This is a genomic window from Enterobacter sp. FW301-JW81 (assembly GCF_058788735.1).
This window is the reverse complement of sequence record NZ_JBYTBA010000008.1, coordinates 12,850-34,806: the sequence shown is the minus strand read 5'-3', so window position 1 is coordinate 34,806 and position 21,957 is coordinate 12,850. Positions and strand designations below refer to the sequence as shown.

General features: G+C 56.5%; 16 protein-coding genes. 6 read left to right on the top strand and 10 right to left on the bottom strand.

Features of this window, described 5'->3' with window-relative positions:
• Position 1: 1 nt before the first annotated feature.
• On the bottom strand, positions 2-1,591 hold the full coding sequence (locus AC3WOK_RS20785) for an STY4199 family HEPN domain-containing protein (protein ID WP_492355058.1): 1,590 nt from the start codon (positions 1,589-1,591) through the stop codon (positions 2-4).
• Between the two features lie 147 nt (positions 1,592-1,738).
• Between AC3WOK_RS20785 and AC3WOK_RS20780 the strand changes: the two genes are divergently transcribed.
• Positions 1,739-2,278: a GNAT family N-acetyltransferase gene (locus AC3WOK_RS20780; protein WP_059311436.1), complete on the top strand. Its 540-nt coding sequence runs from the start codon at positions 1,739-1,741 to the stop codon at positions 2,276-2,278.
• Between the two features lie 72 nt (positions 2,279-2,350).
• Entirely contained in the window at positions 2,351-2,689 is a 339-nt protein-coding gene (locus AC3WOK_RS20775; RefSeq protein ID WP_059311437.1) for a lysozyme, read from the top strand.
• Here the strand turns inward: AC3WOK_RS20775 and AC3WOK_RS20770 are convergent.
• Both AC3WOK_RS20770 and AC3WOK_RS20765 read right to left on the bottom strand, forming a co-directional pair.
• On the bottom strand, positions 2,668-3,270 hold the full coding sequence (locus AC3WOK_RS20770; protein ID WP_059311438.1) for a helix-turn-helix transcriptional regulator: 603 nt from the start codon (positions 3,268-3,270) through the stop codon (positions 2,668-2,670). The two genes, AC3WOK_RS20775 and AC3WOK_RS20770, sit on opposite strands and share 22 nt — an antisense overlap.
• Positions 3,271-3,443: 173 nt before the next feature.
• Positions 3,444-4,202: an SDR family NAD(P)-dependent oxidoreductase gene (locus AC3WOK_RS20765; protein ID WP_063958014.1), complete on the bottom strand. Its 759-nt coding sequence runs from the start codon at positions 4,200-4,202 to the stop codon at positions 3,444-3,446.
• A 119-nt stretch (positions 4,203-4,321) separates the two neighbouring features.
• On the opposite strand from AC3WOK_RS20765, the gene AC3WOK_RS20760 reads away from it, so the two are divergent.
• The 3 genes from AC3WOK_RS20760 to AC3WOK_RS20750 all read left to right on the top strand — a co-directional run bounded on the left by AC3WOK_RS20760 (position 4,322) and on the right by AC3WOK_RS20750 (position 7,880).
• Positions 4,322-5,221 carry a LysR family transcriptional regulator gene (locus tag AC3WOK_RS20760; RefSeq protein ID WP_492355057.1) on the top strand — a complete coding sequence of 300 codons (900 nt, stop codon included), beginning with the start codon at positions 4,322-4,324 and terminating at the stop codon, positions 5,219-5,221.
• A 50-nt stretch (positions 5,222-5,271) separates the two neighbouring features.
• Positions 5,272-6,297 (top strand): inner membrane protein YhjD, encoded by a 1,026-nt coding sequence (gene yhjD / locus AC3WOK_RS20755; RefSeq protein WP_047345661.1) that lies wholly within the window; start codon positions 5,272-5,274, stop codon positions 6,295-6,297.
• Positions 6,298-6,557: 260 nt separating this feature from the next.
• A complete protein-coding gene (locus AC3WOK_RS20750) occupies positions 6,558-7,880 on the top strand; it encodes an MFS transporter (protein WP_059311441.1) in 1,323 nt (440 codons plus the stop codon).
• Positions 7,881-7,973: 93 nt separating this feature from the next.
• On the opposite strand, the gene AC3WOK_RS20745 is transcribed toward AC3WOK_RS20750, so the two are convergent.
• Entirely contained in the window at positions 7,974-10,016 is a 2,043-nt protein-coding gene (locus AC3WOK_RS20745) for an AsmA family protein (RefSeq protein WP_492355056.1), read from the bottom strand.
• A gap of 65 nt (positions 10,017-10,081) precedes the next feature.
• On the bottom strand, positions 10,082-10,855 hold the full coding sequence (pdeH, locus tag AC3WOK_RS20740) for a cyclic-guanylate-specific phosphodiesterase (protein WP_063430571.1): 774 nt from the start codon (positions 10,853-10,855) through the stop codon (positions 10,082-10,084).
• A gap of 229 nt (positions 10,856-11,084) precedes the next feature.
• Here pdeH and kdgK point away from each other — a divergent pair, with 229 nt between their 5' ends.
• Entirely contained in the window at positions 11,085-12,014 is a 930-nt protein-coding gene (gene kdgK, locus AC3WOK_RS20735) for a 2-dehydro-3-deoxygluconokinase (protein ID WP_063430569.1), read from the top strand.
• A gap of 62 nt (positions 12,015-12,076) precedes the next feature.
• Here kdgK and AC3WOK_RS20730 read toward each other — a convergent pair whose 3' ends face one another.
• The 5 genes from AC3WOK_RS20730 to bcsZ all read right to left on the bottom strand — a co-directional run bounded on the left by AC3WOK_RS20730 (position 12,077) and on the right by bcsZ (position 21,956).
• A complete protein-coding gene (locus tag AC3WOK_RS20730) occupies positions 12,077-13,570 on the bottom strand; it encodes a M16 family metallopeptidase (RefSeq protein WP_059311444.1) in 1,494 nt (497 codons plus the stop codon).
• A gap of 227 nt (positions 13,571-13,797) precedes the next feature.
• Entirely contained in the window at positions 13,798-15,084 is a 1,287-nt protein-coding gene (locus AC3WOK_RS20725; protein WP_492355055.1) for a dicarboxylate/amino acid:cation symporter, read from the bottom strand.
• A gap of 159 nt (positions 15,085-15,243) precedes the next feature.
• Positions 15,244-17,250 carry a biofilm formation regulator HmsP gene (hmsP, locus tag AC3WOK_RS20720; RefSeq protein ID WP_063958010.1) on the bottom strand — a complete coding sequence of 669 codons (2,007 nt, stop codon included), beginning with the start codon at positions 17,248-17,250 and terminating at the stop codon, positions 15,244-15,246.
• 120 nt (positions 17,251-17,370) lie between these two features.
• Positions 17,371-20,868, bottom strand: coding sequence for a cellulose synthase complex outer membrane protein BcsC (gene bcsC / locus AC3WOK_RS20715; RefSeq protein ID WP_492355054.1), 3,498 nt, complete (start codon positions 20,866-20,868; stop codon positions 17,371-17,373).
• Positions 20,850-21,956, bottom strand: coding sequence for a cellulose synthase complex periplasmic endoglucanase BcsZ (gene bcsZ, locus AC3WOK_RS20710; RefSeq protein WP_492355096.1), 1,107 nt, complete (start codon positions 21,954-21,956; stop codon positions 20,850-20,852). The genes bcsC and bcsZ overlap by 19 nt, the downstream gene beginning before the upstream one ends.
• Position 21,957: the final 1 nt, after the last annotated feature.

Sequence of the window (21,957 nt, the reverse complement as noted above, 5' to 3'; positions counted from 1 at the left end):
ATCAGCGGATCACCTCATAAATGGCAGACTGAATGGACTGCCATTTTTTCGTCGTGGCATCCGGCTGCGACTGCGCGCGGCGGGTTGCCATGTCGAGATCGTGCTGCTGGCGTTTGACCACGGCAGGCACGGTGCAGAAGGCTTTAAGATACTCTTTACGAACCGAGGTCAGAGATTCGCCGTTCGACATGGCGTGGCTGAGCGTGTTGATGAAGCGGCGACACGGCTTCTCTTCCACCATGTTCTGCCGGTAGCGTAACATCAGCTCCAGCACATCGTCATAGCCTGCCGACATCGCCTCTTCGGTCCAGGAGAGTTTCCAGTCCAGCCCGCCCTGCAAAAAGAGCTGCGCCACGCGGGTATCGTTGCGGTTAATGGCCGAGCGGAAGTTATTCTCGTCCCAGGTCACCCCCATCCGCGTTAGCGTCTCGCGCGAGGAAGGCGTCTCGCGCATTTCCTGTGGAGGAGGCGCTTCTGCTGCACTGACGGGCGCAGGCTGCGGTTTGCTGCTGGTCACCAGCCAGAATCCCCCCGCCACGATGGCAATCACCATGACGCCAACCGCCCCCCATAACGCACCGGAAATGAGCTGCTCGCGTTGCTCGGGCGTGCGCGGCGCGCGCTGGGTCGGCTTTTCAATAGTGTCACGAACCTCAAACAGATCCCCGCCGGTGACCCGATCCATTTTCTGCGCCTTTTCCCAGAAAGTGTGTAACTCGCTGGCATCCACCGCCATGAATCCGGCCGGATTGACGCGCGTTCTCCCCTCTTCAAACGCGCGTTGAACCGGCCGCGCGATCTGCGTGTAGTAGTTATCCAACAGCTGAACTTGCGCCGAACTTAACGTTTTCTGAACGGTAATGTTGTTGCGAATTTGCCGAATGTCATCGAGGAAGGTTTGCAGGGTTTTACGCGGTTCAACCAGCAGCGTCAGCATGGACGGATCGCTGAAAAGCGAAGCGTAATAGCGGCTGAACTCTTTTTTATCCACCAGCAACTGCGCCAGTTCACTAAACATCATGCCGCTCAGGACGTCGTTGATCTCGCCGAGTTTAAGCCAGCGCCTTACGCGGTCAGCGTTAAACAGGGTCTTCAGATGGTTGTTCAGCCGCACCTGATCGGGCCAGGCCTGCTGGATGAGCCCTTTGATCATGAGCTCTATCGCGCGGACCTGCTTTTGCGCCTGCTGCTGCTGAAGCTCGCTTCCCGGTGCCAGGTCCGTGCTGTAGGTCAATAGCGGCTGCTGCAGGCGGAGATGTTCCAGCGCGGTCACAAACCGCATCGCCGCAATAAGCTGGTTTTCACTCACGTCCTGTCCGCTTTCATATTGCGGCACGCGCTGCTGCAGCAGGCGCAGCTGGAGCGTAAATTCCGACATCTCGGCATCATTAAGGTTGAGCTTCTTCGCAACGGCTCCCCAGCCCCCCAGGGCTAATCGCGCGCTGTCCAGCTGTTCCAGGAACCAGCGTGGATCTTTGCCCTCAGAAGCATGTACATTCAGAAGAAGCAAAATTTCCACCGACGCATGGCGAATGACCGCCAGACAGTGTTCGAACTGTTCGCGAATATGATGTGATGTGCTGAGGGTCATTATTTACCTTAAGTGACAACGAAAACATCGAAATGGGCACGTGACGGCCTTTTTTCTTTTTATTTATACGAGGTTAACCATACCTGACTTTCTGTTGAAATAAAGTGACAACCCTAAAATCATTTAAAAAGTGTCAGGAGAATCTGAATGCCTGTTTTAATCACCCCTCGCCTTCACTGCTCGCCTCTGCAGGAACAGGACTGGCCCTTTTTTCTGGCGTTGCAGCAGCACCCTGACGTCATGCGCTTTGTGGCGGAAGACCGCCCCGTTGCCGCCATTCGCGAGGCGTTTGATGCTCGTCTGACACCCTGGACGCCAGGCAGCGCGCACTGGCTGTGTCTCGTTGTCCGTGATGCCCTATCCCGTGCTCCGCTGGGGGTTACCGGGTATATTCATCGGGAGGAGGATTGCGCTGAGGTCGGTTTTCTTTTCGCACCCGAGGCACAGGGAAAAGGCTACGGCTTCGAATCCCTGCAGGCGCTTTGCCGCTATGCCTTTGAAGAGGGGGGTATACGCCGACTCACCGCCACCGTCACGGCGGGGAATGTCGCCTCAAGACGTCTGCTGGAAAAAGCCCACTTTTGCCTGGAAGGGGAATTACGTGAGAGCTATTTCCTCGCGGGGCGCTGGCATAATGACTGGTTATTTGGTTTATTACGGCAGGAATATCTGAATAACAATTCCTGATCAACAGCCATTTGGCGGATATTTATCGTAAATCGTTTCCTCTACAGTGTCGCGACTTAAGAGGAAACGAATATGAAAGGTCATACGCTGAAAATATCTTCTGCCGCCATTGCGTTAATTAAAAAACATCAGGGTCTTTCGCTGGAGAAATACCGTGACGAAAACGGATTGTGGGTTATCGGCTATGGACATGAGATTCGCGAGAGGGAAAAATTCCGCGGCCTTATTACTCCCCTGCAGGCGGAATATTTACTCCAGGAAGATATTCAGCTGTGTGAGACGCTGCTGCGGGAAATGTGTACACGCCCATTAACCCAACAGCAGCATGACGCGCTGGTAATGATGATATTCAGTTCTGGAGAGGTACCTTCACTCCAGAACGCGAACTTTCAGGCCATCGCCCGGGTATAGAACATGGCAGCCTGCGTTCTGTTTTTCACGTCCAGCCGCCGGAAAAGCGCCTCGAGGTGCGCTTTTACCGTGGCAGCACTGATGTTGAGATTGCGTCCAATCTCTTTGTTTGACTCCCCCGCCGCCAGCAGTTTCAGTACCTCCCGCTGGCGCTCGCTTAACGCTGATAGCGCCTGCGGCGACGAGGGCTGTCGGACCCACTCTCCCGGAAAACAGACCATCCCTCGGGACACCGAGTCCAGCACGGCGGAAAAGCGCTCGGGGCTGGCGTTTCGGGGAATAATGGCCATGACGTTTCGCTGCCGCAATTGCTCCACCCATCTGGCCTCTTTTTTCGCTAACACCATCACCACGCGGATCGCCGGAAAGCGATGCATGAGCGCTTCCAACCACGCTGTCTCCTCGTTCTGAATGACATTCCCGTCAATCAGGACGATAGCAGACGGCGAAGCGGATACCTGAGCCCATAAATCTTCTGTCTGACAGGTCCCTGTCATATTTATTTCCGGAATGAGCTTCTGCAGACTGTGTATTGCTCCATGAATAAATATTGACTGCCTGTCAAACATGATTACTCGCATCGTTTTTCTCCCTCTGAGAATAGCGAAGGGGGATTCTACAGAGGCATTTTTTAAGAAAAAACTCAACGAACGGAGACGTTACAAATCCCGCCGGGTTCTTTATATCTGTCAGTATTTAGACACATTCACCTTAAGGATTTCCTTAAGAGGATCCTTCCCCTTAAGCCCAGGCATCACAGGAACATACCACCTGACACCTCAATGCGCTGCGCGTTCATCCAGCCCAGTTTATCGCTGAGCAGCGCCGCAACGGCATCGCCAATATCGTCCGGCAGCCCCACTCGTCCCAGCGCCGTCTGCGCGGCCAGCATCTGATTCAGCTCCGCGTTGTCGCGAACGCGTCCGCCGCCAAAGTCCGTTTCTATCGCACCGGGCGCGATGATATTGACGGCGATCCCGCGCGCGCCCAGCTCTTTCGCCTGGTAACGCGTCAGCACTTCCATTGCCCCCTTCATGGCCGCATAGGTCCCTGAGCCCGGCTGGGTAAAACGGGCCAGCCCGCTGGAGACGTTGAGGATCCGCCCACCGTCGGCCAGCAAGGGCAACAGGCGCTGCGTCAGGAAGAAGGGCCCCTTGAAATGGATGTTTAATGCCTCATCAAACTGCGCTTCCGTGGTGTCGGCATAGGGCGCGTATAATCCCGTTCCGGCATTGTTTAATAAATAATCAAAGTTTTCACGCTGCCAGACCGTCTTCAGGGTTTCCTGAAGCTGGCAGGCAAAATGGTCAAAACTGGAAATATCCCCGACGTTGAGCTGTAATGCCGCCGCGTTAACGCCTTTTTCCTGAATTTGTTGCACGACTTCCAGCGCTTCCTGCTGGCTACGGTTGTAGGTGAGGACAATTCCCGTGCCGTCTGCCGCCAGCTTTAAAGCAGCGTTTTTACCCAGACCACGGCTACCACCCGTCACTAATGCGATACGTTCAGTCATCATAAACCTCGTTTTGGCTGTTATGGAGATTGAGAAAGAGCTTATTAGGTGATAGAAAATCAATAAAGAGGGGTTAAAACGCTTCACTGTTTCAACAGAAACAACAATGAGCTTCGTCTATGGATAAAATTCACGCAATGCAGCTGTTTGTCCGCGTCGCGGAACTGGAGAGTTTTTCGCGCGCGGCAGAAACATTAACCCTGCCGAAAGGCAGCGTTTCACGGCAAATTCAGGCCCTGGAAAACCGGCTGGGCACCCAGCTACTGCACCGCACCACGCGGCGCGTCAGCCTGACGCAGGACGGCATGGTCTATTACGAACGGGCAAAAGATCTGCTGGCAAACCTTGATGAACTCGACGGTATGTTTCAGCACGACCCCTCCAGCATCAGCGGACGGCTCCGCGTGGATATGCCCGTTGGCGTTGCTCGAAATTTAGTCATCCCCAAACTGCCTGCTTTTTTGCAGCACTATCCGGGCATTGAGCTGGAGCTCAGCAGCAGCGATCGTCTGGTGGATGTTATCCGCGAAGGATTTGACTGTGTGGTGCGCGTCGGCACGCTGAAGGATTCGGGGCTTATCGCCCGCCCGCTGGGCAAGCTGTCGGTGATTAACTGCGCCAGCCCGGACTATCTGACGCGTTTTGGCTACCCGGAAACGCTGGACGATTTAGGCTCCCACGCCGTTATTCACTACGCCGCCACGCTGGGAAGCCGCCCGCAGGGCTTTGAATTTTATAACGGCAGTACGACACAGTGGATAAAAACGGGAGGGGTATTAACCGTTAACAGCACGGAAACCTACCATGCTGCCTGCCTTGCCGGGCTGGGCATCATCCAGGTTCCGCGCGTGGGGGTGCGTGATTCGCTGCGCGCGAAGAAACTGGTTGAGATCCTCCCGCAATATCGGGCAGAGCCGATGCCTGTTTCCCTGATTTATCCCCACCGCCGCAACCTCTCCCGCCGGGTACATCTGTTCATGGAGTGGCTTACTGAACTCACAAAAGCTTACGTGGACTAGTCGCAAGCTATAATTCAATAACATCCAGCCAAACGAAAAGGAAAAGACGCGTGACGCCGGAAAACAACCCGCAACGACCCACCCAACATTTAGAGTATGATCCCATCAAAAAGATGGAAACCGAGCCAGAAGAGGCCAAATCGCCTGGCACCGCCAGCAAAGCGCTGGGAACCGTCACCGGCATAGCCGAGAGAATTCAGCAGTTTCCCATGGTGGCGCATCTGATCCGCGCGACCGAGCGCTTTAATGACCGCATGGGGAACCAGTTTGGCGCTGCAATTACCTATTTTTCCTTCCTGTCGATGATTCCGATCCTGATGGTGTCATTTGCGGCGGCCGGTTTTGTGCTCGCGTCCCACCCGACGCTGCTGCAGGATATCTTCACGAAGATCCTGAATAACGTCAGTGACCCGACTCTTGCCAGCACGCTCAAAAGCACCATCAATACCGCCGTTCAGCAGCGTACCACGGTCGGGATCGTCGGTTTGCTGATTGCCCTTTACTCAGGCGTTAACTGGATGGGCAACCTGCGCGAGGCCATTCGCGCCCAGTCGCGCGATGTCTGGGAGCGTAAGCCGCAGGACCAGGAGAAAATTTGGGTTAAGTATCTCCGCGACTTTATTTCGCTGATTGGCCTGCTGGTCGCCCTCATCGTGACGCTCTCCATTACCTCGGTGGCGGGTTCGGCGCAGCAGATGATTATCTCTGCGCTCTATCTTGATTACATCGAGTGGCTGAAGCCCGCCTGGCGCGGCATTGGGCTGGCCATTTCCATCTTCGCCAACTACCTGCTGTTCTTCTGGATCTTCTGGCGCTTGCCCCGCCATCGCCCGCGTAAGAAGGCGCTGATCCGCGGCACGTTGATTGCGGCGATCGGCTTTGAAGTCATCAAAATCGTGATGACCTACACCCTGCCGTCACTGGTGAAATCCCCTTCCGGCGCGGCGTTTGGCTCGGTGCTGGGGCTGATGGCGTTCTTCTATTTCTTCGCGCGTCTGACTCTGTTCTGCGCGGCGTGGATTGCCACTGCTGAGTACAAAGATGACCCACGGATGCCGGGCAAAACGCACCGGTAACCCCACTCTCGGGCTGAAATTTCAGCCCGATTCATCATTTCAGCATATAAATCCAGCCCGTAACTTTTATTTAACCGAAAACCAGTTTTATTGACTGATATTAGAAAACTGTGAAGCATTTCATAGACGAGTTTTGGCTGGCCTGAAAATTATCCGCTTTTTGTTGCTTTTATCGCCAGCGCGCGGCTTTGTTACAGATTGAAATGTCGCTTTTGCTGTGCGTAATATGGCCTTTCGTTCGACAAAAATAAGAAAATATTATGCAAGCAACAGCCACCACACTCGACTCCGGAACGGAAAACGTTCCGGTAAACTCGCGCAATAAAGTTGTCGTCGCATCGCTGATTGGCACCGCCATTGAGTTCTTCGACTTTTATATTTATGCCACCGCTGCGGTCATCGTCTTCCCGCATATCTTCTTCCCGCAGGGTGACCCGACGGCGGCCACGCTGCAGTCTCTGGCCACCTTTGCTATCGCGTTTGTGGCGCGTCCGATTGGTTCAGCGGTCTTTGGTCACTTTGGCGATCGCGTTGGCCGTAAAGTGACGCTAGTTGCTTCGCTGCTGACCATGGGAATTTCCACCGTGGCCATCGGCCTGCTGCCAACCTATGAAACCATCGGTATTCTGGCACCGGTCCTGCTGGCGCTGGCGCGTTTTGGTCAGGGTCTGGGCCTGGGCGGTGAATGGGGTGGCGCGGCGCTGCTGGCGACCGAGAACGCCCCGGCGCGCAAGCGCGCGCTGTATGGTTCATTCCCGCAGCTTGGCGCACCGATTGGCTTCTTCTTTGCGAACGGGACGTTCCTGCTGCTCTCCTGGCTGCTGACGGACGAACAGTTTATGAACTGGGGCTGGCGTATCCCGTTTGTCTTCTCAGCCGTACTGGTGCTGATTGGCCTGTACGTCCGCGTTTCTCTGCATGAGACCCCTGTCTTCGCGAAAGTTGCCGCGGCGAAAAAACAGGTGAAAGTGCCGCTGGGCACGCTGCTGACCAAACACGTCCGCGTGACCGTGCTGGGCACGTTTATCATGCTGGCAACCTACACGCTGTTCTACATCATGACGGTTTACTCCATGACCTTCAGTACCGCCGCCGCGCCGGTTGGGCTGGGGCTGCCGCGTAACGAAGTGCTGTGGATGCTGATGATGGCGGTGATTGGCTTTGGCGTGATGGTACCGATTGCGGGTCTGCTGGCGGATAAATTTGGCCGTCGCGCGAGCATGATTGCGATCACCACGCTCATCATTCTGTTTGCTCTGTTCGTCTTCCCACCGCTGCTGGGATCGGGTAGCCCGGCGCTGGTCATGGCCTATCTGCTGATTGGCCTGAGCCTGATGGGGCTGACCTTCGGTCCGATGGGTGCGCTGCTGCCAGAGCTGTTCCCGACGGAAGTCCGTTATACGGGTGCCTCTTTCTCTTACAACGTCTCGTCTATCCTGGGCGCGTCCGTTGCGCCATATATCGCCACCTGGCTGCAGGCGAACTACGGTCTGTTCTATGTAGGCGTCTATCTGGCGGCCATGGCGGCGCTGACGCTGATTGCGCTGCTGCTGACGCATGAGACTAAGCATCAGGCTCTGTAAGCTAATGCCGGGTGGCGGCTATGCCTTACCCGGCCTACGATTCAAATGTAGGCCGGGTAAGCGCAGCGCCACCCGGCAATAACAGACCGCACCTTACTTCTTCATCTGCGACAAAATATTCCGGCACTGATTCGCTTCGCCTTCTGACGGTGAAATCAACGCCAGCAGCGCTGCGGCCGGGGTGACCAGCGTCGCAAGGGCTGCTGCCACCGCGCCGCGAGCAATCAGCGGGCCAGGCTTCACGCCCGCCTGCGGATTTTTGAACGTTCCGCGCACGTAAAGCGGCGAGCGCAGGGTGATGATTCGGACACCCTTACTTTCCGGGTCAATCGTCAAATCAAGCTGCTCCGAAGCCATGCTGGCGGTACCGGTCACGTTAATAACCGCGTTTTCCGTGTCGAAGGCGAAAATCTGCGGACGCGCCACGCCGTTAACCAGATCAAGATTGGCTGCCGCACAGTTCACCCGCACCTCATCGTCACCGAAGATTTGCCCGATAACGTAGTTACCCACGTTCAGGCCCAGGATCTCCATCAGGTTGCGGCTCACCAGACCGTCGTTCATCAGCAGCTTGAGGTTGCCGTTACTGCTTCCCAGCAGGGCCGCCACGGAATTGCCCACGCCGCGAATGTCGGCATCGCCGTTCATTTCACCGAGGGTTTTCTGCATCAGCTCCACGTTGGGCATCAGTTCTTTCAGCTTGAGCCTGCGGGCCTGAATTTCGGCTCGACCCTGCATTGGCTTTTTATCGCCTTCGAGGTGAATGTTCGAGGAAATTGTCCCGCCCGCCATGCCAAACTTCAGCGGCTGCAGGCGCAGGTCGGCATTTTTGAGAAGGATATGGGTCGAAAGATTGCTGATCGGCAGCGTACTGCCATGTTCAATTTTTCCGCCTTTGAAGCGCACGTCCGCGTCCATCACGTCCCACTTATCGGTCTCAAAGCGGTCATAGGGCAGCACTTTCCCGGCCGGCTGGAGATCTTTCTTCACCTCTTTTGACTTCGTACCTTTACCGGAATCGACGCCGATCAGCGGGCCCAGGTCGGCCAGCCGCAGCTGACGGGACTCGACATCCCCTTCCAGTTTAGGGCGCGGTTTTCCGGTGGTGTACGTCAGCGAGCCGTGAATGTCGCTGTCGCCGATGCGGCCGTTAAAATCCCGGTAGTCAAAAACAGAGGCTTTTTCGGCGCCGATTTTGGCGACCAGATGCCCGTCCGTTTCAAACGGCGGGGTATCCGGCAGCAGCACACCGGTCAGATCGTACAGCTCGCCCAGTGAATCACCGGCAAATTTGAGCCGCAGGTCGACGCCGCCCATATTCATCGGATCGTTGACCGTCCCCACGAACGCCACGCGGGTGTTCCCGGAACGGAAGTCCGCCTGCACCGGGAACGGCGTGCCTTCACTCCGCAGCGCCAGCATGCCGCCCATTTTCCCTTTTCCGCTCAGCGGCTGGCCGTTGTAGCGCCCTTTTGCCGTCAGGCCGAAAACATAGTCACCTACGCTTGCCGCGTCGCCTTTCGCCTTCGTGCCCGTGACCTCGCTAAACGGCAGCGGCTTGCCCAGCGGATCGACCAGGATCTCTACATCCGCCTTGCTGACTTTGTCGTCGATAGCGATCCGTCCGCGATCGAACAGAATGTTGTCGAGACGGAATGACCAGGAGGAAGGCTGGGCATGCGGATCTTTTTCGCCGTCGCTGGCGAGGTTAAACGTCCAGTTGTTGTTTTTTTCTGAGAGGCGGATCAGGCGCGCATCGGGCTTCTGAAGTTTGATCCACGGCAGATAGACCGTTTTGGTGAAGAGCGCGAGCGGGGCCAGCGTGGCTTCAACGCGAGGGAGGTGAACCATGGTCACTTCCGGGATATCCGGCGGGTTGCCGAGAATAATGTCGTCGGCATGAACGTGCGGCCAGGGGATCCAGCTTCGCCAGCCTCGCTCCTCTTTCTGGCGTTCCCATACCACCCCTAAATCACCGCGTATGGCGAAGGGACGATTCAGTTCGGTTGAGACTTTCTGGTTGATGGTCGGCTTAAGGCGGTTCCAGTCAAACGTCGCAATAATGATGATCACGATCGCGATCAACAACAAGAAAATCCCTGCTGTCCAGGAGATTACCCTGGTTGTTTTAGTCATTTTTATCCCCTTTCCTGATGACCTGTCCTGTAAAACTATAGTCCAGACAAAGGGAAGCGGGCTTATCAGAGCGTTGTTATCACGCTTTCGAGGCGATCCATGGGTACCGGGCGAGAGAGGAAATAGCCTTGTGCCGCCGCGGCGGGGGAGTTTTGTACATCACGCCACTCTTCCAGCGTTTCCACGCCTTCAACAATCACGCCCTGGCAATAGCGGTTCATCAGCTGTAATAACAGCGTGAAGAGATTCCGCCCTTCCGGGGTTTGACGCAGCATAATGAACAGATCGCGGGCCACTTTAATGTAGTCGTAACGCACTTCACTCAAGGCGGAGAAGTTCGCCATGCCGGTGCCAAAGTCGTCCAGCCACAGCGGGCCAAATTCGCACATCGACGCAAACGAGGAGTCCTGCGGCAGACGGACATGCTCCACCAGCTCAAAGCGCATCCACGGCAGGGTCGCGATCAGCTCCTGTAATTTCGCATTCTGACGCAGCGCCAGCAGGGTTGGACCATCGACGTTGACCGAGGCGAGGATATCGTGCTGTTCGAAAAAGGACTGCTTCGTCGCCAGCATACGGAGCTGCTCTTCCAGCACATCCAGACGCTGGCGAACGGCCACTTCGGCAAAATAGCGATCCGGCGCGATACGCTGAGAAGGGTTTGATGGGTGCGTCACAACGGTCAAAATTTCGATGGCCATCAGTCGACCGTCTGTTCGGTAGATCGGCTGATAAGTGTACGCACGCTCACATTGCAGCCAGTAGCGATGCTCCTGCAAGTTCTCAATACTTGCCTCAGGCGTAGTGCTCAGCCGCTGGATAACCTGCTCTGACTTCATTTCAGATGTCCTGTTGTTGGGATAGCCTTTCTGGACTCGTCACAGGATTATCGGCGCGGCAATTGAGAACTTTATGTTCAATTCATCGTGAAAATGAAATTAAGATGACAGAAAGGGGCAGGAACACGCGCTGGCTCAAATAAAATAATGGAACGTTGTTTTAATATAGTTGACCAGTTAATTCACCCAGCGCACACTACCGAAAATTACTCTGTTCAGGTTCACGACTATGTCTAAAAAAATTGCCGTGATTGGCGAATGCATGATTGAGCTGTCACAAAAAGGCGCGGAAGTCAGCCGCGGATTTGGTGGCGATACGTTAAACACGTCCGTTTATATTGCCCGTCAGGTTGCGCCTGAGGCGCTCACCGTGAACTACGTTACCGCCCTGGGCACGGACAGCTTCAGCCAGCAAATGCTCGAGGCCTGGCAGAGTGAACGCGTTGAAACATCGCTGATTCAGCGGATGGAAAACCGCCTCCCGGGGCTTTACTACATCGAAACCGACAGCACCGGCGAACGCACGTTTTATTACTGGCGTAACGAAGCCGCGGCCAAATTCTGGCTGGAGAGCGACGCTGCCGCTGCCATCTGCGAAACGCTGGCGACATTTGATTATCTCTATCTGAGCGGGATCAGCCTGGCGATCCTGAGCCCTACCAGCCGTGAAAAACTGCTCTCGCTGCTGCGCGAATGCCGCGCGAACGGCGGGAAGGTCATTTTCGATAATAACTACCGTCCACGCCTGTGGGCCAGCCGCGAAGAGACGCAGCAGGTCTATCAGCAGATGCTGCAATGCACCGACATCGCGTTCCTGACGCTCGACGATGAAGACGCCCTGTGGGGTGAGAAGCCGGTTGATGAAGTGATTGCGCGCACGCAGGCGGCTGGCGTAAGCGAAGTGGTGATCAAGCGCGGTGCGGAGTCGTGCCTGGTTGCGGTGGCGGGTGAAGCGGTGGTTGACGTCCCGGCGGTGAAGCTTGCCAAAGAGAAAGTGATTGATACCACGGCGGCGGGTGATTCATTCAGCGCGGGCTATCTGGCGGTACGCCTGACGGGTGGAACCCCGGAAGCGGCGGCACGGCGTGGGCACCTGACGGCCAGCACCGTTATTCAGTATCGCGGGGCGATTATTCCGCGTGAGGCGATGCCTGTTTAAGTAAGGTGCGGGCTGATGCCCTCACCCTAACCCTCTCCCACAGGGAGAGGGCATCTTTAAGATTACTGCCCCTGCGGAATATCCGTCGCGTCCGGGTGTAAATCATCAGCCGTGGCGGCCTGCGCCGGCTGCGGAGTGGTCGCCATAATGGAATCCCAGGTCGTCTGAAGTTCCTTCATGTCATATTCCGGCTCGCCCTTCGGTTGCAGGAGGATCAACGCCATCTCCTGCGACAGCTGCTGACGGAGGTCCTGATTGAGCATATCGACGGTCAGACCGTTCAGGAAGTCCTGACGAAGCTTCTGGTACTGTTCCGGCGCAATATCCACCACCTGATTCTGCAGGGAGCGAATACGCTGGCTGATCAGAATGTCGGTATCGGCACGAGCGTAGGTCGCAAACAGCTTCTGAAGCTCGAGTTTTTTCTGCGCCAGAAGGGCGTTGAACTCCTCTTCGGAAAGCCCCTCTTTACGCACTTTTGCCAGCTCTTTCGCGACCACACCCAGATTCGCATTCAGCTTATCGCCCGGCGATTCAACGTTAATCGCGCATTGCGCACGCTGGAACAGCACGCGGCAGTCAAAGCCAAGCCCGATATTCTTCATATTGTTCTTACTGAGCGTCTGCTGAACGTGCCAGAACAGCGCTTCACGGGCCAGATCGGCACGCCAGTAGCGCAACAGCGCCGCGGACTCACGAATTGGCTGCCAGGCGGTATCCCACATCACGGAGAGTCGGTCCTGACGCACGGTGTCCGTCATAATGCTGACCGGCTCTGCACGCAGCGGGGAGAGCGTTGGAACAGGTGCCGGCGATTCACGCTTGCCTTTCAGATCGCCAAACGCTTTGTTGATCTGCTCAATTACCGCGCGGCTGTCCACGTTGCCCACCACGATCAGCGTCATTGCGTCCGGGGTGTACCATTTCTGGTAGTACGATTTTACCTGTTCGGCGTCCACTGGCTGTTTCAGCGGTTCGGCCGGATCGTGTCCCAGTAACGTCGAGCCTTTCAGGCGGTAGCGCCACCAGCCCTCTTTGGTATCTCCAGGCCAGGTCGCCACCATGTCACTGTTGCTCAACGCGTAGTTGACGGTATCCGGGGTAATCGCCAGGTTGCCAGAGGCATCGGAGAGATACGTCAGCGCTTCTTTAAGCAGATCGTTACGGTTATTAGGCAGGCTCAGGTTAAACATGGTGTAGTCATACGAGACAACAGCCGGTGGGAGTGGGCGTTTCGGATCGATGGCCTGTTGCCAAAGCGAACGCACCTGAACTGCTTGCAGGCTGCCGCTCTGAGTGAGCGCCAGCCGGGGAATAAAGTGGCTAAAACCGGTTTGCTGGGTGCTTTCCGTGAGGGAGCCGGTATTAACAGACAGACGGATTTCAATACGGTCGCTGGGACGTTGCGGAGTGGCTAACACCTGCCACTGAAAACCGTTCGCTAATGTCCCTTGTTGCCAGGCCGGGTCTGGCTGGAGCGCATCTGCCTGCACATAACTGGCTGCTGCCATCATCAGCAAACCGCCGGTTAAGAGTCGAATTTTTGTGCCCTGCATGTGAACCCCTGATCAACATTCCTGGTTAAAAAAGAGTGTCTCGCGACGCGCTTCACTCTTAAAGATGACGATGAAAACACGTCGATTAGACCGCGCGTTCGGCAAAACGTCACGGTCAGAAGTGAAATATACCCAAAAAAAATCTTGTCGAATTATGACAGGTACGAACAGTTATTATGCGCAGGAGCCCGCATCCCGACAAGGGAATACGGGCATTTGTGACAAGATTAAGAGGATAAACCAGGATTTTTGCTGTCACTTGGACGATTATTCAGAGTATCGTCGAGCTTTTTGTGATCCAGCTCTTTCACCCATTTCGCCACCACTACCGTTGCCACGCCGTTACCCACCAGGTTGGTTAACGCACGCGCCTCGGACATGAAGCGGTCAATACCCAGAATCAGCGCCAGACCCGCCACCGGCAGGTGACCCACTGCAGAGATGGTAGCCGCCAGCACGATAAAGCCGCTGCCCGTCACGCCAGCCGCACCTTTAGAGGAGAGCAGGAGCACCACCAGCAGGGTAATCTGATGGAAAATATCCATATGGCTGTTGGTCGCCTGCGCGATAAACACGGCCGCCATCGTCAGGTAGATCGAGGTACCATCAAGGTTAAAGGAGTAGCCCGTCGGGATCACCAGCCCGACCACCGATTTACGGCACCCCAGCTTTTCCATCTTATCGAGCATGCGCGGCAGCGCCGATTCTGAAGAGGACGTCCCCAGAACAATCAGCAGCTCTTCGCGAATGTAGCGGATAAATTTGAAAATGTTGAAGCCTGTCGCGCGGGCAATGGAGCCCAGCACCACCACCACAAAGAGGATACAGGTGATATAGAAGCAGATAATCAGCTGACCCAGCTGCACCAGCGTACCGACGCCATATTTCCCGATGGTAAAGGCCATCGCACCGAAGGCCCCAATCGGCGCCAGGCGCATGATCATATTGATGATGCCGAAGATCACCTGCGAGAAGCTTTCGATCACATTAAAGATAAGCTGGCCTTTGCTGCCCAGACGGTGCAGGGCAAAGCCAAACATCACGGCGAACAGCAGCACCTGCAGGATGTTACCGCTGGCGAACGCGCCGATGACGCTGCCCGGTATCACGTCCAGCAGGAAGGCCACCACGCCCTGATCCTTCGCCTGTTCGGCATAAACCGCAACCGCTTTGGCATCCAGCGTTGACGGGTCTACGTTCATACCCGCGCCCGGCTGCACCACGTTGACGATGATCAGACCGATAATCAGCGCAAGGGTACTGACCACTTCAAAATAGAGAAGCGCCACTGCACCGGTACGGCCTACCGCCTTCATGCTTTCCATGCCAGCGATGCCCGTCACGACGGTACAGAAGATCACCGGGGCGATGACCATTTTAATGAGCTTAACGAACGCGTCGCCAAGCGGTTTCATTTGCGTGCCCAGCTCGGGGTAATAGTGACCCAGCAGAATACCGATGGCGATGGCTGTCAGGACCTGGAAGTAAAGACTTTTGAAGAGTGAGGTTTTCATAAGGTGTCCTTGGGAAGAAAAACCACAGGCTTTGTAAGGTTATGGTTAACCTGCGGCTTTAAAATAACACCCACATAACAGGACAGAAATAAACTCAGTTCAAATTTGAAACACAAATGTTAAGAACTTTGAGCTGGCTCGCACAAGCCAGCAACAAAATTACACATTTGCGCGATTGTCAGCGCCAGAAAGGTATCGTTCTTCAAAGACATCCGAAGGCACAGCAGGTGCAAAAAGGAAGCCCTGTCCGCTCTCCACGCCCGCCTCTGCCAGCCAGCTGCGCTGTGCTTCAGTTTCAATGCCCTCGGCAATAAGATGCAGGTTGAGGCTGCGCGCCATCTGGATAATCGCCTGCACCATGCTGCTGTCGCCCGGCAGGCCGTCGACAAACGCTTTATCAATTTTTAACACATCTACCGGCAGGGTTTTCATGTGCTGAAGCTGGCGCAGCCCGGCGTATCCCATGCCAAAATCGTCCAGCGCAATGCGAATGCCGGCGTTACGCAGCGGCTTCAGAATCGCAACCGCTTCATTCGGGTCGTCAATGCGCCGACTCTCTGTGACTTCCAGGGTCAATGTATCAGGCTTGATGCGGTAACGATGGATCAGCTCCAGCATCTCTGAAACCATGGTCGGGTGCATCAGCTGCAGGGCAGACAAATTGACCGACAGGGGCAGCGTTACGCCGCGCTCCTGCCAGGCGGCAAGCTGACGGCACGTCTCTTCCAGCACCCAGTAGCCGACGGTGACCATTAGACCGCAGGACTCAATGCGATCGATCAGCCCCTCCGGCAGCTCCCATGAACCATCCGGCTGCTGCACGCGCAGCAGCGCCTCGGCGCTTTTCACCTCTCCCGTCAGCAAATTCACCTGCGGCTGTAGCCAGAGGGCAAACTGGCGGTTATCCAGCGCGGTCAGGATGTCGCTCTCTTCCGTGAGGCGCTGCTGCGCCTTTTCCATCTGTTCCGGGTCGAAGAACTGGATCTGATTTTTGCCTTTGCGCCGGGCGGTGAACGCCGCCGAGAACGCGCGATGATAAAGCTGCTCTGCCGTTAAATCGCCATAGTACATGGCAATACCGATACTGGCGCTCGGACGCAGCTGGATGCCCTGAATGGGCAGCCGCTCATTAATGACAGTGAGTACTTGCTGACCTAATGTGATCGCATGCCATGGCTCTTTCACGCCGTTGGCAATTACCACCAGGTCGTAACCGCTGACCTGGGTCAGCACCATGCGCGGGGCAAGGACAGACTTCACTTTTTCCACGAGGGTCAGCAGCAGCATTTCGCGCTGGCTCTCCTTGAGCACGCCCGCCGTGTCCTGCAGGGTTTCACAGGCGATCGCCATCAGCGCCGTGGTTTGCTGGCGAGCAACGGTCTGCTCCAGCATCGCCATCAGGAAGGCTTTATTCGGAAGCTCCGACACCGGAAAGCGCGTGGCGCTGCTGCTTAGCTCATCCTGCTGACGCTGGATACGCTGCTGATTAAGGTTATAGCTGCGCACCAGCATACCAATCTCATCATCATGATGAAGGCGCGGCAGCGTAAGCTGATGGCCCATCTGGTCCTGTGGTGAAAGCGTGTTCAGCTCCCGGGCAATATGGCGCAGCGGATGAACAATCAGCCGGTTAATGCACCAGGTTAGCGCCACGCTGAGAATAAGCGTCATAAGTAAGCAAGTGGTCACTAACGTAACCACCCAGCTCATGACGAATTTATACATGCGGTATGAGTCCGCCTGTAATACCAGGTAGGCCAGCGGCTGCGGATTAGCAGGACGTTCAAGCGAATAGACGGGAAGCGAAATTTGTACCGGCAATTCAAACAGGCGCATCACCATCATCGGGACGGGACGCTCCGGGATAAAGCTCATCCGCAGCGCCTGAAACTGGTTGGGCAGTACGACGTCGGCCCGGCTAACAATACCGGCGGGCTGAATGCGTTTTAAAATGGTTTCCGCTTCGGGAATATCCCCTTTCAGGATAGAGGCAGAAAGCGGGCCGCGCACCGAGCGGGCGATACTTTCTAACTGCGAAGCCGTGTTATAGCGATTCTGCTGTACGGAATGAAACAGCAAAATTACGCAGAAGAGCAGTACAAACAGCATTGTGACGGCTGACACCATCGCCATCTGTTTGATCGTTAAAGAACGGCTAACACGCAAAATGACTCTCCACAAAACTCGAAGCGCAGGGGCGCACCAGGGTGTAAACCTGGCGCGCCTGAGTATACCCGATTGCTGCGCTATTAAGAGAGACTTACAAATGGATTAAGTAAAATCCGATTACCAGTCCGCGTAAGGGATGAGCGGCTGCGGCGGTAAGTCCATATCGCCCTGCCAGCCTGCGGCAGAGTAGCGTACATAGATCAGCGCATGGCTTGGGGTATAGTCCTTCGCTTGCTGAATATCCACGCCCATGCCGACAAACCAGTTGGAGGTCACCCGACGTTCGATAATGGCTCGCGCGGTGTAACCGGTGCCGGATGAGCTACTGCCCGTTTCTGGATCGTGTTTATCGGAATACATCGGGTCACCATTGGCATCGACCTGGTTATCAGGGATCAAACTCTGGATCGGATAACGCATTCCGTCTTTGGTTTTCGAGTGGGACCAGGACACGGATCCCCCCAGCTCCCAGGACCAGTTCTCGGTGCGTTTACGCCAGGTCACCGGCAGCGCGAAGGAGACATATTCCTGCGGGCTGTAATAACCGCCCTGACCCAGGGTATAACCGCTCAGGTCCTTGTCGTAGTGCCAGAGCATATTGGAGACGCCGACCGTCAGGCGCTCATTGTTTTTATTAATGAGCTTGTAGTAGTAACCCGTCATCCAGCGAACGCGCCAGTTATCCTCCACATTTTTACCCGTCAGCGTTTCCGCGTTCAGGCTTGACCAGACGCCGTGCGCCTCCCCTTTGTCGTAGCTCATGCTTACGCCGCCGCCGGTGGCGCGCACGCCGCCCCACGTGGTGCCGGTATTGGTATCTTTTTGCCCGGCAAAGGCCAGCAGAGAGCTGGAGATTGGCCGGCGATGAGCGTTAACGGTATAGCCGATAGGCCCCAGATCGCTGCTGTAGTTAACACCCCCCACCACGTCGACGACGTCAAAGCCCATCGGCGTGGTGCCGATATCCATTGCCCAGGTTTTGTTCTGCCAGCCGACGGCAACGCTCGCGCCATTGTCTGACTGATGGGTGTTGCCGCTACACGGTGTTGCAGAACAGGTGCCCCAGTTCGGATCGTACTTCCCATCTTTCGTCGCAAACGAACCGGCATCCATATTGACCAGATCGCTGCGGAAGAACATCCGTCCATCAGAGAGCGGCGCATCAACCTGCAGCATGGTGGTATGCGCTTTCAGGTCAGAATACCCGCCCGTACCGCTGGAGCCCCAGTAATCGTGCTGCAGCGTGACGTTAACATCCTGCTGACGGTACAGGTCACCGGCGTCGCTGCGCACGCCGCGCTTCAGCCAGTCGTCTTTTTCATCGTTACGCGTCAAGCGGGTGAAACTGTCGTTATCAGCCGGACGAGTCGTCGTAATGCCTGTCGACACCATCGCATCTTTATAGGTTTCCAGCGCCTGCTGTGGCTGGCCATTTTGCGCCTGGAAACGCGCGGCATCACGCAGTACCAGCGCGTTTTCCATGGAGGCGGGCTGCGATTTAGCCTGCGGAATAATTTTGTTGAAGGTCTGCTCTGCGGCGGCGGAATCGCCCAGGCCTGCCTGCGCCATCGCGATCCGGCGCTGCATATTGAGCGACAGCGGCTGACCGTTTTGCGCGGCGGGCAGCTTCGCCAGCTCCGCGCGCGCGGCATCCCTGTTACCTTGCGCACTGTAGATTTCGGTCAGGCCGAGGATTGCGTCTTCGTTCTGCGGCTCGCGCTGAAGCACGGTGCTGTAGGCCGTTTTCGCCGCGTCCAGATCGCCACGCTGCTGCGCCCAGTCCGCCAGCGTGAGGTCGATACGGGTAGAGGCCGGCTGCTGGCGCAGAAGATTCTCCGCCTCCTGCTCTTTGCCGCTGTCGCGCAGACGGTTGGCGGTTTCCAGCACCTGATTGCTTTGCAGGCGATCGGCGAGCTCCTGGATATTGCCGTTCCACTGGCTGCGCGGCAGCGTGTCCAGATGCGCCAGCGCGGCCCGGTCCTGATCGTTTCCGGAAAGATACAGCCCGTTGGCATAGACCTGATCCGGATCGGTTGGTTTCTGGCTGGCAAGCTGACGCATCAGGGTATCCGCCTGGCTGCGCTGGCCCGCGCTGTAGAGATCGCGCGAGAGGCGATACGTTATCCACACGTCGCCGGGAGAGAGCGCCAGACGACGACGCTGAATGTCGGCAGCCTGCGCGTATTTCCCCTGATTCTCCAGCTGTTCTGCCTGGGCGGACAGCTGCTCGTTGGTCAGGCTACGTTCAATATCATCAATACTGCGGCGCTGGCTGGCGGAGAGAGACTGGATAAACTGCGAAGCCTTCTCCGGAGACTGCGCGCGGTAAATCCCGGCCAGACCGCGGACCGCATTGCTGTTGCCGCTGTCCATACGCAACGCCTGGCGATAATAGCGCTCCGCCGCGTCGTTATCTTTGCGTGACGCAGCGGCATCTCCCAGCCCCAGCACGGCATAGCTGTCGGTATTGTCGATATTGCGTGCCTGCTGATAGTAACGCTCCGCCTGGGCCGGGTTATTCGCCTTCAGCGCCGCATCGCCCTGCTGGATCAGCAGCCAGTAACGGTTAACCTTCAGCAAACTGTCCCATTTCCCCCGGTTATCGCTTTGCGGATCGAGGGCAATCGCCTTCTCAAACTGTGCCACCGCGCGGGCGCGGTCGCCTTTCTGGGAATAAGCCTGTCCAAGGGCTCCCACCGCTTCACTGTCGGCATGGTTGGCGCTGACGGCTTTTTGCAGCTCCGCCACCGCCTTGCTCCCCTGTCCGGCATCCACCGCCGCCAGCCCTTCCGCTTTTGCGCGGAACGCCGGGTCAGCGAGCTGTTTTTGCTGCGCTTCGAGCTGGGCACGCGCCGCCGCGACGCTATCGCCGTCGCTGAACACGCTCAGGTATTTTTGCAGCGCGCTGACGCTGGCGCTGCTGGCAGGCTGGTCTTTGATTTGGTCATACCACATATCAGACGCCTGATTGCGGCCATTGGTTGACCTGGACATCTCCTGCAGCACCGCAAAGCCTTCATCACGCCGCCCGCTCTGGAACAGAAGCTGGGAGAGCGTCGCCTGCAGCTGCGTGTTGCCGGGGCTGCTGGTATTTATTTTCTTGAGCTGATTGATGGCCGCACTGCGGCGGGCAGGATCTTTCGCCACGACGTTCCAGTATTCCGTCGCCACGTCGCCGCCCGGCGGGTTGCCGTCAAACAGCTTGTCGTAGGCGGCAATCGCCTCCTGCGTGTGTCCCGTTGTGGCGAGCAATCGCGCCTGCTGTAGCTGCTGGCGGCCGTCCGGAGTAGAAAGCAGCATCGTATTGCGCGAGGACTGGTACGCGCTTGAGCCTGGAGCGATCCCTTTCAGACGATCCAGCTCTTTTTGCGCACCGGCGTTATCGCCCTGGCGCAGCAGATAGCGGAAGCGTGCGGCAATCACGTCAGGGTTGTTCGGATCAATCAGCTCAAGGCGATAGAGCGACTGACGAACCAAATCCTCACGCTGTGTCGATTCACCCAGACGAACCTGCTCCAGCAGCTGTTTCTGCTGCGGTGAGTTGGCGGCCTGGGCCCACGGCATCAGTGCCAGGCCAAGCGATAAACTGAGTAGATTTACTGTGAACTTGCGCATTCCTGGCCCCAATCCGGTATTAATTCACCTTTAGCGGTGAAGCGAAAACGATGCTGATCCCATCCCTGACCAAAGAGAGTCAGTACGTAACTGTAATAGGCGTTATTATCGGGAAAATGGTCTGCAACGCGCTGGCGCTGAACCGCCTGGGCATCGCGCTGTTGTAAAAAAGGCAGCATGGCGGCAGAGAAACCGACCGGGCCGTTACCCGTGTGTTTTCCACTCGCCACATCCATTTTCTCAGGCGGCACACCCCGTTTCATCGTCATTGCCGCCATAGGCTGGAAGCGCGCCAGCAGCGGGGCCTTCTGAGGATCTTTATCACTCATCATTCCCACCCAGAGATAAACGCGGATGGCGTCGTAGCCCCCCACCAGCGATTTATCCTGCTGTAACCGCCAGCCTCTGTTTTGCTGATACTGCACCCAGTCCGGCGAAAAACCTTTTGGCGCACTCTCCAGCAGCAGGCGCAGATTGGTTTCACGAATCTGGGTCCACGGAGCACCAAAGCGCGTGAAATAACGCGCCAGCTGCGGAGGAAGATAGCTGGGATTAAAGCGCCAGGCGTGTTCATCGGCAAAACCGACTTTACCTGGAAGCAGCATTGCGCCGAGCCCCGGGACTTTCACCACTTCCTCGCCGGCAATGCGCTTAAGCAGCGCCTTACCCGTGCGGGTATAATCCGGGTGTTTCCACAGCCGACCCGCTTCGAGCAGTGACCAGGCGATCCAGACATCGGCGTCGGAGGCGGAGTTGGTATCAATCACCGCCCACGTTTCTTTATCTTTCTGACCCCAGAGCCAGGCTGGCAGACGATCGTTGAGATTACCGCCGGCAAGATTATCGCGCGTCCACGCCAGCAGCTGGTCAAACGCGTTGCGATCGTTCGCTGCCAGGGCAAAGAACAAGGCGTAGCTTTGCCCTTCAGAGGTCGTTATTTTGCGCGTGTCGCTGGGATCGATGACGCGCCCGCCCTCGCTGATGTAATCCTTTTTAAACTGCTCCCAGGCAGGCCAGGTACAGGCGGCGCGAAGAGGGAGCGCCGCCAGCATCAACGCTGCTAATGCACACCAGCGAAAGGCTTTCATC

What these genes read in the sequence shown, in the direction of transcription:
- AC3WOK_RS20785 (WP_492355058.1), bottom strand. Translation starts at nt 1,591, where the DNA reads ATGACCCTCAGCACATCACATCATATTCGCGAACAGTTCGAACACTGT.
- AC3WOK_RS20780 (WP_059311436.1), top strand. Translation starts at nt 1,739, where the DNA reads ATGCCTGTTTTAATCACCCCTCGCCTTCACTGCTCGCCTCTGCAGGAA.
- AC3WOK_RS20775 (WP_059311437.1), top strand. Translation starts at nt 2,351, where the DNA reads ATGAAAGGTCATACGCTGAAAATATCTTCTGCCGCCATTGCGTTAATT.
- AC3WOK_RS20770 (WP_059311438.1), bottom strand. Translation starts at nt 3,270, where the DNA reads ATGCGAGTAATCATGTTTGACAGGCAGTCAATATTTATTCATGGAGCA.
- AC3WOK_RS20765 (WP_063958014.1), bottom strand. Translation starts at nt 4,202, where the DNA reads ATGACTGAACGTATCGCATTAGTGACGGGTGGTAGCCGTGGTCTGGGT.
- AC3WOK_RS20760 (WP_492355057.1), top strand. Translation starts at nt 4,322, where the DNA reads ATGGATAAAATTCACGCAATGCAGCTGTTTGTCCGCGTCGCGGAACTG.
- AC3WOK_RS20750 (WP_059311441.1), top strand. Translation starts at nt 6,558, where the DNA reads ATGCAAGCAACAGCCACCACACTCGACTCCGGAACGGAAAACGTTCCG.
- AC3WOK_RS20745 (WP_492355056.1), bottom strand. Translation starts at nt 10,016, where the DNA reads ATGACTAAAACAACCAGGGTAATCTCCTGGACAGCAGGGATTTTCTTG.
- pdeH (WP_063430571.1), bottom strand. Translation starts at nt 10,855, where the DNA reads ATGAAGTCAGAGCAGGTTATCCAGCGGCTGAGCACTACGCCTGAGGCA.
- kdgK (WP_063430569.1), top strand. Translation starts at nt 11,085, where the DNA reads ATGTCTAAAAAAATTGCCGTGATTGGCGAATGCATGATTGAGCTGTCA.
- AC3WOK_RS20730 (WP_059311444.1), bottom strand. Translation starts at nt 13,570, where the DNA reads ATGCAGGGCACAAAAATTCGACTCTTAACCGGCGGTTTGCTGATGATG.
- AC3WOK_RS20725 (WP_492355055.1), bottom strand. Translation starts at nt 15,084, where the DNA reads ATGAAAACCTCACTCTTCAAAAGTCTTTACTTCCAGGTCCTGACAGCC.
- bcsC (WP_492355054.1), bottom strand. Translation starts at nt 20,868, where the DNA reads ATGCGCAAGTTCACAGTAAATCTACTCAGTTTATCGCTTGGCCTGGCA.
- bcsZ (WP_492355096.1), bottom strand. Translation starts at nt 21,956, where the DNA reads ATGAAAGCCTTTCGCTGGTGTGCATTAGCAGCGTTGATGCTGGCGGCG.